This window comes from Pseudomonas sp. SCT (assembly GCF_003864275.1).
Classification (GTDB): Bacteria; Pseudomonadota; Gammaproteobacteria; order Pseudomonadales; family Pseudomonadaceae; genus Stutzerimonas; species Stutzerimonas stutzeri_AE.
This window is the reverse complement of the sequence record NZ_BDJA01000004.1, coordinates 340,187-352,563: the sequence shown is the minus strand read 5'-3', so window position 1 is coordinate 352,563 and position 12,377 is coordinate 340,187. Positions and strand designations below refer to the sequence as shown.

Annotated in this window: 13 protein-coding genes; 5 read left to right on the top strand and 8 right to left on the bottom strand. The window is 62.4% G+C overall.

All coding sequences use genetic code 11. The annotated features are described in order from the left end of the window. Nucleotides 1-17 precede the first annotated feature (17 nt). From BHD08_RS12820 to BHD08_RS12805, 4 genes are all read left to right on the top strand, one after another. The gene (locus BHD08_RS12820) at nucleotides 18-596 is read left to right on the top strand and encodes an Sbal_3080 family lipoprotein (protein WP_015278632.1); all 579 of its coding nucleotides are present in this window, start codon (nucleotides 18-20) and stop codon (nucleotides 594-596) included. 130 nt (nucleotides 597-726) lie between these two features. Continuing rightward, nucleotides 727-1,149 (top strand): HPF/RaiA family ribosome-associated protein, encoded by a 423-nt coding sequence (locus BHD08_RS12815; RefSeq protein ID WP_125022683.1) that lies wholly within the window; start codon nucleotides 727-729, stop codon nucleotides 1,147-1,149. Between the two features lie 120 nt (nucleotides 1,150-1,269). Then, nucleotides 1,270-1,830, top strand: coding sequence for a phosphoglycerate mutase family protein (locus BHD08_RS12810; RefSeq protein WP_125022681.1), 561 nt, complete (start codon nucleotides 1,270-1,272; stop codon nucleotides 1,828-1,830). Nucleotides 1,831-1,955: 125 nt separating this feature from the next. After that, nucleotides 1,956-3,167, top strand: coding sequence for an aldose 1-epimerase family protein (locus tag BHD08_RS12805; RefSeq protein WP_015278629.1), 1,212 nt, complete (start codon nucleotides 1,956-1,958; stop codon nucleotides 3,165-3,167). 499 nt (nucleotides 3,168-3,666) lie between these two features. Here BHD08_RS12805 and BHD08_RS12800 read toward each other — a convergent pair whose 3' ends face one another. The 8 genes from BHD08_RS12800 to BHD08_RS12765 all read right to left on the bottom strand — a co-directional run bounded on the left by BHD08_RS12800 (nucleotide 3,667) and on the right by BHD08_RS12765 (nucleotide 11,035). Next, nucleotides 3,667-3,879, bottom strand: coding sequence for a cold-shock protein (locus BHD08_RS12800; protein WP_015278628.1), 213 nt, complete (start codon nucleotides 3,877-3,879; stop codon nucleotides 3,667-3,669). 645 nt (nucleotides 3,880-4,524) lie between these two features. Then, nucleotides 4,525-6,471, bottom strand: a complete 1,947-nt coding sequence (locus BHD08_RS12795; RefSeq protein ID WP_015278627.1) for a response regulator — start codon at nucleotides 6,469-6,471, stop codon at nucleotides 4,525-4,527. Continuing rightward, a complete protein-coding gene (locus tag BHD08_RS12790; RefSeq protein ID WP_015278626.1) occupies nucleotides 6,461-7,333 on the bottom strand; it encodes a sensor histidine kinase KdpD in 873 nt (290 codons plus the stop codon). The genes BHD08_RS12795 and BHD08_RS12790 overlap by 11 nt, the downstream gene beginning before the upstream one ends. Further along, on the bottom strand, nucleotides 7,326-8,336 hold the full coding sequence (locus BHD08_RS12785; RefSeq protein WP_125022679.1) for an ATP-binding protein: 1,011 nt from the start codon (nucleotides 8,334-8,336) through the stop codon (nucleotides 7,326-7,328). The genes BHD08_RS12790 and BHD08_RS12785 overlap by 8 nt, the downstream gene beginning before the upstream one ends. Then, nucleotides 8,333-8,737 carry an ATP-binding protein gene (locus tag BHD08_RS12780; RefSeq protein ID WP_015278624.1) on the bottom strand — a complete coding sequence of 135 codons (405 nt, stop codon included), beginning with the start codon at nucleotides 8,735-8,737 and terminating at the stop codon, nucleotides 8,333-8,335. The genes BHD08_RS12785 and BHD08_RS12780 overlap by 4 nt, the downstream gene beginning before the upstream one ends. Next, nucleotides 8,734-9,096 carry an STAS domain-containing protein gene (locus BHD08_RS12775; protein ID WP_015278623.1) on the bottom strand — a complete coding sequence of 121 codons (363 nt, stop codon included), beginning with the start codon at nucleotides 9,094-9,096 and terminating at the stop codon, nucleotides 8,734-8,736. The genes BHD08_RS12780 and BHD08_RS12775 overlap by 4 nt, the downstream gene beginning before the upstream one ends. Further along, nucleotides 9,096-9,944 carry an STAS domain-containing protein gene (locus BHD08_RS12770; RefSeq protein WP_015278622.1) on the bottom strand — a complete coding sequence of 283 codons (849 nt, stop codon included), beginning with the start codon at nucleotides 9,942-9,944 and terminating at the stop codon, nucleotides 9,096-9,098. The genes BHD08_RS12775 and BHD08_RS12770 overlap by 1 nt, the downstream gene beginning before the upstream one ends. A gap of 191 nt (nucleotides 9,945-10,135) precedes the next feature. After that, nucleotides 10,136-11,035 carry a LysR family transcriptional regulator gene (locus BHD08_RS12765; RefSeq protein WP_015278621.1) on the bottom strand — a complete coding sequence of 300 codons (900 nt, stop codon included), beginning with the start codon at nucleotides 11,033-11,035 and terminating at the stop codon, nucleotides 10,136-10,138. Nucleotides 11,036-11,137: 102 nt separating this feature from the next. On the opposite strand from BHD08_RS12765, the gene BHD08_RS12760 reads away from it, so the two are divergent. Further along, complete coding sequence (locus BHD08_RS12760) at nucleotides 11,138-12,376, top strand: 3-hydroxyacyl-CoA dehydrogenase (protein ID WP_125022677.1); 1,239 nt, start codon at nucleotides 11,138-11,140, stop codon at nucleotides 12,374-12,376. The last annotated feature ends 1 nt before the right edge of the window (nucleotide 12,377 follow it).

Genomic DNA, 12,377 nt, shown 5'->3' with positions numbered 1-12,377 from the left:
CTAGACAGGACGTCAACATGCGCGCCGCGCCGCTGCCCGTACTTTTCGCCATGCTTTTCATGACCGGCTGCAGTATCAAGCAGACCGTCACTCCCGCCAATCTATCGGCTGAGCTCGCGCCCGAGATCTGCACGATACCGGCTGTCGGGCTCCGTGCTGGCTTCAATACCACCTATCAGCAACTTCTTCGGGACAAGGGCTTCAAGACCCGTCAGCTTGCCGCGGGCAGCAGCCCGACTCGTTGTCCGTTAAGTACGACCTATACCGGTACGTGGCGTTGGGACCTGCTGTTGTATATGAGCTATGCCGACATTCGTGTCTATGAAAATGGCCGCCAGGTCGGTCAGGCCGAGTATGACGCTCGCTGGGGCAGCGGCCGACCAGACAAATTCATCAGCGCCGAGGACAAGATCGCGGAACTGACCCATCAACTGTTTCCCAGCGGAGCCCAGAGCCTCGGTGTCGTTGCAGAGAAGACTGTCGATGCGCCGCTGAGCAAAGATGCCTATCTGCAGCATCAACTCAAGCAGCTGATGAACGAGAACCTTCCATACGATCAATACCAGCAGCGCTATCGCGCGCTGATGCAGGAATGAAGGACTTAGACGCGTCCCTGGCGACCAGCCAGTCGACTCGCCAAGTCCGGCAACCGGACGAAGCAGCTGAACCTCGTCGGCGCGCACGCCTCGAACCCTAGTAGGTACGTCATCTATCAGGAGTAGTCGTATGCATGTTCAGGTCAATAGCAACCATATTCCCGGCAGCGTCGAGCTGCACGAGTGGGTCGGTACGACCGTAGAGGATCGGCTCGAGCGCTTCGACGATTTCCTTACTCGGGTCGAGGTCCATATCAGCGACGAGAACGCGCAGAAGGCCGGCGCCGATGACAAGCGTTGCCAGATCGAGGCGCGGCCCAAGGGGCATCAGGCCGTGTCGGTGACGCACAAGGCCGAGTCGCTGCAGCTTGCGGTCGACGGCGCAGCGGACAAGATGCAGCATGCGCTGGAGCATCTGGTGGGCAAGCTGGACACCCGCGTGCTGTCCAGTGGAGAGCTGAACGATCCGCTGCTCGACGAGCAGCCGCAGGCCGTCAAGGATGCGATGCTCGAAGAAGAGTTCCTGGAAAAGCAGGACGAGCTGGACAAGTGATGGCCTCGCCCCGGCTGTTTGCCGGGGCGATTCATTTCAAATTCTCCTGCCAACATCCTCTCCGAGCCGTAGCGGAAGCAAGCCCGCATGGCCAGCTCGTTTCCTATTCGGTTGACACTCATGCAGATCATTCTCGTGCGGCACGGCAGACCCGACCATGGCGCCGCGCGTTGGAGCACGCCCAGAGGCATGAAGACCTGGGTCGAGCGCTACAACGCTGCCGCTGTCGTCGCTGCCGAGCGCCCGGACCGTCTGGTCGCGCTGGCCGGCTCTGTTGGCATCGTGGTCTGCAGCTCCCTGCAGCGCTGCATCGAATCGCGCGCGTATCTGGAATGCGACTGCTGCGAGCTGCCTGATCCGCTGTTCGCCGAGCCGCACCTGCCGTATCCGGACTGGGGTTTGCCGTTGTTGCCTTCACGGTTCTGGCGCCTGGCGTTTCGTTCGGCCTGGTTCCTCGGCTTTGCCAGCCATACCGAGCACATTCGGGAGTCCACCAGGCGTGCCAGCGCAGCGGCAGATCGCTTGATCGGACTGGCCGAGACCAATGAAAGCGTGCTGCTGATGGGGCACAGGGTCATGAATGCGTTGATCGCCCGCCAGCTTCGCCAGCGCGGCTGGCGTGGTCCCGCGTTGCCGCTGCTCACCGGCTACTGGCAGCCGAGCCGTTACACCAAGGCGTAGCGCCTGACCCTCATCTTGGCGTCCATGCCCGTAACCACCTTTCGTCATCGAGAAGCGCTTTGGCTTGCTAGATGAAACGTTTCAGCTACCTTGTGCAGGAGCTCATAACAACAAAGGGAATCTCCATGAAACGTTTGCAGCTTCTTTTGGGCCTGGGCGTTTGCCTGGCCACTCCGGCCATGGCCTGGGAACAGGTGCTGATCGACCACGACAAACCTGCGCAAAACTGGCGTGTCACCAGCGAGGAGCTGGGCATCGATTCGCCGATGCCGTTCTCGGTCAGCATGCGTACGTTGCACGGCGGTCGTCAGGAAGGGGTCAGCCTGATCGAAATCGATAACGGCACGATGCAAATTACCGTTGTCCCCACGCGCGGCATGAACGTGCTGGAGGCTGTAGCGGGAGAGGTGCGCCTGGGCTGGGATTCTCCGGTCGACGAGGTGGTCAACCCGGCCTTCATCGAACTCAACGGGCGCGGCGGTCTGGGCTGGCTGGAAGGTTTCAACGAGCTGGTCACCCGTTGTGGCTTCGAATGGGTCGGCCATCCCGGTGAGGACAACGGCGAACTGCTCACGCTGCATGGCCGTGCGGCCAACATTCCGGCCTCGCGCGTGGTGCTGCAGATCGACGAAAAACCGCCCTATGCCATTCGCCTACGGGGCGAGTTGCAGGAAAAGGCCTTCAAGAAGCTCGATTTCGCGGTTCTCACCGAACTCAGCACCGAGCCGGGCCGCGCGGGTTTCTCGCTGCACGACACGCTGACCAATCAGGGTGATTACGCCAAGGAGTACCAGGCGCTGTACCACACCAATTTCGGTACGCCGCTGCTGGAGGAGGGTGCGCGCTTCGTTGCGCCGGTTAAACAGGTCTCACCCTTCAACCCCCGGGCGGCGAAGGAGCTGGGTGACTGGCAGCGCTACCGCGGGCCGACCAGGGACTACGACGAGACGGTGTTCAACGTGGTGCCTTACGCGGACGCGCAAGGTGAGACCCTGACCATGCTGCATAATCGTGCAGGCAGCCTGGGCGTCAGCGTCGGCTTCAATACTGGCGAGCTGCCGGTGTTCTCGCTATGGAAAAACACCGATACCGAGCGGCAGGGCTACGTGACCGGGCTGGAGCCGGGTACCAGCTATTCCTACAACCGCCGTTATCAGCGGCCGCTCGGGCTGGTGCCGACGATCGAGCCGGGCGAGCAGAAGCACTTCCGGGTGAACTATGAACTGCTGGTCGACAGCGCCGCAGTGGACAAGGCACGCAAACGGATCGAAGCGTTGCAGGCCGGGCGCGATACGGAGACACGCAAGGCCCCGTTGGTTGATCTCAACAAGGACTAATACGCCCTCAGCCGGACCTTCATCCTGCCGGTCCCTCGTCGGGGGATCGGGTGCCAGGAAAAATCTACGCGAATGGCTGTCGATGGCTCTACTGCAGGGGTCCCGGCGCTGCTGAAGAGCCGATAGCCAGTGCGCAAGGGCATCGTGGTGCATAGGTGTAGCGAAAGGCTTACAAGGCGGTGCGACGTTCTCCACTTCTGCCAAGCGCGGCATGTAGTTAATCTACACCCACTCTGAAGCGCAGGAAGCGCTCAGGATCAGGAAGATCGACCATTGCCAGGACGGCACTCGAAGGGACTTCGGAAAGGTCAGAAAAAACCCGCTTCGGCGGGTTTTTGCTTTTTGGCCGTGTCACGTGCGTAAGCGCGGCTGGGCTTGTCCAGTTCCCACTGTTGATCGGCCACTTATCATCCTTTCAATCAGCCGAACCCATCGCCGTGCCTTTTATCACGGACGAAAAAAAGCCCCGCCGAAGCGGGGCTTTTTTATATCAGGCGTCTTAGCAGACTTGAACCTGATCGGCCTGCATTCCTTTCTGGCCTTTGGTAGCCATGAAAGAAACCGCTTGGCCTTCGCTCAGGCTTTTGAAGCCTGTGCTTTCGATTGAACGATAATGGACGAAAAGATCTTCGCTACCATTGGCCGGCGTAATAAAGCCGAAACCTTTTTCATCGTTGAACCACTTAACTGTGCCATTTTGACGAGTAGACATGAGTATCTCCAGGGTGTTTTTAAGGCTGCAGCGCTGAAGCATTCAGGGCCGAGACTGAGAAGCGAGAATCAAAACGAACCGAGGAGATGAAACAGAGAAACATCATGCCGGGTGTCGAAGTGTTAATTGCGAAGCAGTGGGGCGAATATACGCGCATATAATTATATGTACAGACTTTTCTCAAGATTAAACAGCTGTGAATCTGTTTTCTCAGACGGTCGAGCTTAATTAACTGTTATTTATCAATGCTATTGAGTTGGTGCGGCAATTATTCAGATAGCTTGAAATAAGTATCAGCATCTGGAACACGGCTTGCCGAAATACAAGCCCAAGCGCGGAGTACCCCACCGGCGACTCCGCCGCACCAGCTAGCCGATGTCCGGAACGGTGTCTGACGTCGCTATGGCAAAAGGCTTACAAGAATCCCAGTTTTCGGCTCTTTAGCGTCTGCATCGATGTGATTAATCTAGCCCCACTCTGATGTGCAGGACGCGCTCAGGATCAGGATGATCGACCACGCCAGGAAGGCAGCCGGAAGGATTCGGAATGGTCAGAAAGAACCCGCTTCGGCGGGTTTTTTGTTGCCCGGCGCGAAATGCGCCAAGCGCAGGTCGAGATACGGCGGCGGATGGCCGCTCGACAACATCAGGCTTCGTCGAGCAGGCCGCGGATCTTGCTCAGCAGGTCAGCGGCTTCGAACGGCTTGAGCACGAGGTCCATGCGCTCGTCGATAAAGCCTTCGCGGCTGGCGGCGTTTTCCGCATAGCCGGTGATGAGAATCACCGGCAGCCCCGGCCTGGCCCGGCGTGCCCATTGCGCAAGTTGCCGCCCGGAGAGGCGAGGCAGTCCGACATCGGTGAGCAGCAGCTCGATCGAGGTGTCGGCCTCCAGCAGCGCCTGGGCCGTTTCAACATCGCCCGCCTGGCTGCAGCGATAACCCGCCTCGATCAGCGTTTCCGCGACCAGCATGCGCACGCTGGGCATGTCTTCAACCACCAGCACATGCTCATGGCCCGCCAGGCGGGCCGACGAGTCAGCCCCGATGGGCGACGCGACTATTGCCTCGCCGCTGGCGGCGGGTAGCAGCAGGGTGACTTCGGTGCCGACACCGAGCGTGCTGCGAATGCTCGCATCGCCCCCCGATTGCAAGGCGAAGCCGTAGATGCTCGACAGCCCGAGTCCGGTACCGCGCCCTTGCGGCTTCGTAGTGAAAAAGGGGTCGAACACCTTATCCAGAACGCCCGGCTCGATGCCCGTACCGTCATCGCCCACGCATAGACCGATATAGCGGCCAGCGGCCAGCTCCTGCGTCTGGCTGCCATCCGAGAGGAACGTGCTGATGCGGATATGTCCGCCTTCAGGCAGCGCGTCACGCGCGTTGATCACCAGGTTGAGCAGCGCACTTTCGAACTGGCTGACGTCCACACGGGCGACGGCGGGCTCGTCGGTGAAATCGAAGGTGAGCGTGATGCGCTCGCCAATCGTGCGGCGCAACAGATCTTCCAGCGAACGGATGCGCTCGTTGATGTTCAGTGCGCGGGCATCCAGCGGCTGTTTGCGGGCGAATGCCAGCAGGCGGTTGGTCAGCGACGCTGCACTGCGCGCCGAGCTGAGCGAGGCATCGGCGAATCGCAGTACGCTGTCGGCGCGACCTTCGATGATGCGCTGCTTCATCAGCTCGATACCGGTGATGATGCCGGTGAGCAGGTTGTTGAAATCGTGGGCGATACCACCGGTGAGCTTGCCCAGGGCGTCCATCTTCTGCGCCTGCAGCAGCTGCTCCTCGGTGCGCGCGCGCTCGGCCACTTCATGAGCGAGCTTGCTCGTGGTATTGGCGATTTCCTGACGCTGGGCGCGCTCGCGGTGGCGTTGCTCAGTCACGTCCTCGACGAATACCAGCCCGAGACCCGGCGTGCGGTAAGGGGATATCTGCCATTCGGTTTCACGCGTTTCGCCATTGACCCGCATCTGCAGCGGCGTGCGCCAGCGCTCGCCGGCTTGCAGATGCGCGCGCAGTTCGGCGACCAGCGCTTCCTGGCCGGGTGCGAAGACTTCGCTCAACAGCGCGGCGGCAGGGCTGGCAGCGCCGATCAGCAGTTCGAACGCGTGATTGCATTCGTGTAGCCCCAGATCGGCGTCGAGCACGGCGATGGGAGCGGCAACGTGGATGAAAATCTCGCGGAAGCGCGCTTCGCTGTCGCGCAAGGCACGCTCGGTGTCACGTACCCGCAGCAGTGTGCGCAGGGTCGCCAGCAGCACATCGGGATCGACCGGGTGGATCAGGTAGGCATCGCCGCCGGCATCGAGGCCGGTAATGATGTCGTTGGTCTCGATGGAGGCGGCAGAGACATGAATCAGCGGCAGCAGCGCGGTGTTCGGATCGGCGCGCAGTTGGCGGGCGATGTCGAAGCCGCTCATGTCCGGCAGGTTGACGTCGAGGATCAGCGCATCGGCACCGGCGACCAGCGCCAAGCCTTCGCTGCCGGTACCTGCTTCCAGTACCTGATAGCCGTGGCGCTCCAGCACCCGGCGCATCGCGTAGCGCGTGGTCGCGTTGTCATCGACGATCAGCAGACGGCTGTCACGCTCCATCGGGCTCCTCCGCCTGGATGGCAAACGGGATGATCACATAGAACTCGGAACCCTTGCCCGGCGTGCTTTCCACGCCGACCCGACCGCCGAGCAATTCGGCAAAGCGTTTGCACAGCGCCAGGCCAAGGCCGGTACCACGCAGGCGCTTCTGCAGCGGCGAGTCGACCTGGGCGAAATCTTCAAAGAGGCGGTCGTGCAGTTCGGCGGCGATGCCGATGCCGGTGTCGCTGACGGCGAACCGCACCTGCTGCGGATTCTCCATTCGCGCCGACACGCGCACTTCGCCCTGCGGAGTGAATTTCAGGGCATTGGAGATGAAGTTACGCAGGATCTGCGCGAGCTTCTTGTCGTCTGTGTAGAAGCGCGGCAGGCCTACCGGTTCCTCGAAGATAAGGTCCACCGGCGAGCCCTCGACGATCGGGCGAAACATCCCGCGCAATGCCGAGAACAGGTCGAGCATGTCGAACCAGGCCGGCGAAATGCTCACGCGACCGGCCTCGATCTTCGCCAGATCGAGCAGATCGTCGACCATCTCGCTCAGCTCGCTGGCGGCCGAGCTGACGAAGCGCACCTGCTTGTGCTGCTCCGGGCTCAGCGGGCCGTCCAGCTCGTCGCTGAGCAGACGGGTGATGCTGAGTATGGATCCCAGTGGCGTGCGGAACTCGTGGCTCATGTACGACAGGAAACGGCTTTTCAGTTCCGAAGCCTGGCGCAGCTGATCGGCCTGGGTGTCGAGCTCGGCATAGAGCGCCAGCACGCCCTGGTTGGTTTCCTCGAGCTCGGCACGCAGCAACTCGTTTTCCTGACGCAACAGTTCGATGCGGGCTGCATCGCCGGTTTCCGGGAGCATAGGGTCAGCCACGAGCGGCCTCCAGGTTGAGAGCCAGTACGGTCACGTCGTCGCGGCCGCGGCAGAAGTCGCGCTGCAACAGCGTGGCGATGATGGCCGGATGTCGGTGTACCAGGCCGGGATAGTCGCGCAGATTCCAGCGCGACTGCAGTCCGTCGCTGTATAGCACCAGCAGCAGCGCATCGCCCCGCGGGTAGTCGAAGACATGCGCTTTGCGAAAGCGCACGCCGACGATGCCAGGGTGCGAAGCCAGGCCGCGTGAGCCGTCGTTGCCGATCAGACTGGCGCCGATATTACCGATGCCGGCGAAACTGAGTGCCTGCCGCTGGCTGTCGAACTGCGCAATAGCCGCAGCGCCACCACGGCTGCCATTCATGGCGCGGTGCATGCTGTCGAACAGCGCGGACGGTGAAGCGAATGGATTCTCGCCAAAGGCGGTTGCACCGGTGCGTGCCGCCTGTTGCGCAAGCTCTCCGTGGCCGATGCCATCGATCACCAGCACACTGCAGCGTTGCTCGTCGAAGGCCAGGCGCCAGTCGTCGCCACATGCGCTTTCACCAGGAAACGGCTGCTGGCTGACGCCGTAGCGCCACCGCGGTGGTTGCACCGTGCGTGGGAACAGCTGGGCCAGCACAACCGAGCCGCGGGCATCGGCATAGGCATCGAACACCTGGGCCTGCCGTGCCAGGGCACCGAGACCGATGCCCTGGGTGCCACAGGTTGAATAGCCGTCGGCCAGGCATTGATTGAGATCGAAGCCGGGCCCGCGATCCACTGCGATGATCTCGACCCCGACGCCATCCTGGCCCTGAACCGCGCGCAGATGCAGCTCACCGCGTCCGGCATGCTTGAGCACGTTGCTCGCCAGCTCGGTGACCAGCAGGGCGACCCGCCCGGCATCGGTTTCATCGAAGCCGTGTTGCTCGGCCAGGCGCTGGGCGAACCGGCGCGCATGACCGATCTGGCTGTTGTCTTCGATCAGCAGGACCTGGGTGACGCTTCCCTGAACGTTCATGTCCACCGCGTGATGGTGATACGGGTGCCCACGCCGACCGTGCTGTCGAGTTCGAACTCGTCGACCAGCCGCTTGGCCCCCGTCAGGCCGAGGCCAAGCCCGCTGCCCGACGTCCAGCCATCGGTCATGGCCAGCTTGATGTCGGCGATGCCCGGGCCCTCGTCGCGGAAGGTCAGGCGCACGCCGACGCGGGTGCCGTCCTCGATCAGCTGCCAGTCCATGTCGCCACCGCCCCCGTAGACCACGGTGTTACGCGCCAGCTCGCTGACTGCGGTGACCAGCTTGGTCTGGTCGATCAGGCGCATCGCGCATTCCTGAGTCAGCTTGCGCACGGTCTGCCGCGCCAGCACGACGTCCTGTTCGAGGCGCACCGGCTGGCTGCCGCTGCTGCGCACGATCATTGCGCGGCCACGCGGGCACGCAGCAACTGCATGCCGCGCTCGACGTTCAGCGCGGTGCTGACCCCGGGCAGCTCGAGACCGAGCTCGACCAGGGTGATCGCCACGGCTGGCTGCATGCCGACTACCACAGTCTCGGCATCCATGATCCGCGAGAGGCCGGAGATGGTGCCGATCATGCGGCCGATAAAGGAGTCGACCATGTCCAGCGCGGAAATGTCGATCAGCACGGCCTTTGCCGAGGTCGCACTGATGCGCTCGGCCAGGTCGTCCTGCAGGGTCAGCGCCAGCTGGTCGTGCATGTCGACCTGGATGGTGACGAGCAGAAACTCGCCCATCCGCAGAATGGGTATGCGATCCATTAGACGGCCTTCGTCACGGTGAGGCCCGAACGGCGCAGGGCCAGGGCGAGAGCATCAGCCAGGTTGGCCTTGGTGACGATACCCTGCAGGTCCAGGCCAAGGTGCACGATGGTTTGCGCGATCTGCGGGCGTACACCGCTGATGATGCAGTCGGCGCCCATCAGGCGAATCGCGGTGACCGTCTTCAGCAGGTGCTGGGCGACCAGGGTGTCGACCGTCGGCACGCCGGTGATATCGATGATGGCGATTTCCGATCCGGTATCGACGATGCGCTGCAGCAGCGACTCCATCACCACTTGGGTGCGCTGCGAGTCGAGGGTGCCGATCATCGGCAGGGCGAGTACGCCGTCCCACAGCTTGACCACCGGGGTCGACAGCTCCAGCAGCTCTTCCTGCTGGCGCTTGATCACCTCTTCGCGGGACTTTTGGAAGGTGCGCACGGTGTACAGTCCGAGGCTGTCGATCAGCTCGGACACCGCCCACAGCTGCTCGGCGAATACCGCCGGCTCGTTGGCGTATTCGCTCTGCAGCAGGGTCATCAGCGGACGCTTGATGGCGAAGATGAAGCCGGCGGTCTGTTGCGAATCCATGCCGAGCAGCGCGCGGCTGCGCGAAAGCTTTTCCAGATACAGGCGCATGCCGTCCCAGGCCGGGCCGTTGATGTCGGCCGAGCCGTCTGCCGTTCCGCTGATCAGCTGGCGGATCAGATCAACGGTCTGCTGGGCCAGTTCTTCCGGTTTGACGTTGTGATAGCCGCCCAGATTCTGCAGGTCGGACTTCCAGCTGCTGAGCAGTTCTGACTGATTGCGAGTGATGGTGTCGAGGGTGCGTTGCAGCAGGGCCGCCATAGGTCTAGCTCCAGATTTGATTTGATCGTCCATGTTCACCATGGCGCATTAGCAAGAGTAGATATCCGCCTTGCTGGGTTGTTCCGCGCAGCGGGCGAAGCTCGGTTGCTTTGCGGGTATTTCCGACAAAGAAGCTGGGAGATGGTAGCAAATAGGTATTAACCGCAGCACATTCGATTCGATGTGCTCACTCAGGCGGGTGCCACGGCATCGATCTGCTGGATCAGCCATTGCAGTGCGGCGTCGTTCTGCCGTTGCGCGACGCTGACGATATCCAAGGCGAAGGTGCCGAGATCGAACGGCAGATCGAAGGTCTGCAGGGGCAGCAGGGTGGCGAAATAGCGCGCCAGCTGGGTCGGCAATACCGCGGCGAGGTCGCTGCTGGCGACGATATGGGCGGCCTGCAGGTAATTCGGTGTGGTGTAGACCACCTTGCGTTCAAGCCCCTGAGCTTCCAGCCATTGATCGACCATTCCGCGAGTCTGGCCGCCATGCACCCACAGATGACGCAGGCGCAGAAAGGCATCCAGATCCAGCCCCGCCTTGACCAGTGGATGCTCACGCCGCAGCGCTACCTGCAATGTCTCGCTGGCCCAGCGGCGTACATGAAAGCGCGAGGGCACATCGAGAAAGCGGCCGAGCACCAGGTCGACCTCGCCGTTGTCCAGCGCTTCGACCGGTAGCGTCGGCGTCAGGTGCTGGATCGCCAGCTGGATGCCGGGCGCATGCTCGGCCAGCCGCCGCATCAGTGCCGGCATGCAGACCAGCTCGACATAGTCGGTCACCGCGATGCGGAAACGCTGATGGCTGCGCGCCGGATCGAAGGCCTCGCCGGCGATCAGACTGTGTTCGATCTGCTGCAGCGCATGGCGGATCGGTGCTTCCAGTGCCAGCGCCCTTGGCGTCGGCTGCATGGCGCGGCCGGCGCGCACCAGCAACGGGTCGTCGAGCAGTTCGCGCAGGCGATTGAGCGCGTTGCTGACCGCTGGCTGGCTGAGCGACAGGCGCTCGGCGGCACGCGAAACGTTGCGCTCGCGCAGCAGGGCATCCAGCACGCGGAGCAGGTTGAGGTCGAAGTTGTAGATATTCATTCGGTGAATCCGAAACATCACAAGACTAAATTTCAAAAATAGTAGCGTCTTCGTCTATGGTTGGTCTCCAGTTTTTCCAGCCTTGCAACGAGGACAGCTGCAATGAGCCAAACCCGCTTCGATATCCAGACCGCCGCCGTGATCGGCGCGGGCACCATGGGCCGCGGTATCGTCATGAGCCTGGCCAACGCCGGCGTGCAGGTGCGCTGGCTGGACAACAATCCCGAGATGCTGGAACAGGCGCTGGGTACGGTGGCTGACACCTATGCGCATAACGTGCGCCAGGGCCGGATCGACGAGGCTCAGGCGGCTGCACGACGTGCCTGTATCAGCAAGGCGGCGGATTACCAGGCACTGGCCGATGTCGACCTGGTGATCGAGGCGGTCTACGAGAACCTCGAACTGAAGCAGAAGATTTTCCGCGAGCTGGACGGCATCGTGAAGCCGGCCGGCATCCTCGCCAGCAACACCTCGGCGCTGGACCTCGACGCCATTGCCGCCGTCACCAAGCGTCCGGAGCAGGTCGTGGGCCTGCACTTCTTCAGCCCGGCGCACATCATGAAGCTGCTGGAGATCGTCCGCGGCGCGAAGACTTCGAAAGCGGTGCTCGACGCGTCCACTGAGCTCGGCAAGCGCATGGGCAAGGTCAGCGTGATCGCCGGCAACTGTCAGGGCTTTATCGGCAACCGCATGCTCGCCACCTATGTGCGCGAGGCGCGGATGATGCTGCTCGAAGGCGCCTATCCACATCAGGTCGACGCTGCGCTGCAGGGCTTCGGTTTTGCCATGGGGCCGTTCCGCATGTACGACGTGGTCGGCATCGATCTGGAGTGGCGCGCTCGTGAGCTGGCTGGCAAGGGCCAGGATGAAGTGGAAGTGCAGGTCGACAATCGCCTCTGCGAGCTCGGCCGCTTCGGCCAGAAGTCGCGCATGGGCTACTACCGCTATGCCGAGGGCAGCCGTCAGGCCGAGCATGACCCCGAAGTGGATGCGCTGGTGCAGCGCGAGTCCGAGCGGCTCGGCTTTCAGCGTCGCGAGATCGGCAGTGAAGAAATCCTCGAGCGCTGCCTGCTGGCGCTGGTCAACGAGGGTGCGAAGATCCTCGAGGAAGGCATGGCCGAGTCCAGCGCCGATATCGACACCGTCTACCTCTACGGTTACGGCTTCCCGGCCGAAGTTGGCGGCCCGATGACCTGGGCCGATCGCCAGGGTCTGCCGGCCATTCGTGATCGCCTCAACGCGCTGGCCGAGCGCCACGGTGCGCACTGGCAGCCAGCCGAGCTGATCGACAGCCTGGCCACGCTCGGCGGCCGTTTCGCCGACCACAAGAAGGAGGCTTGAG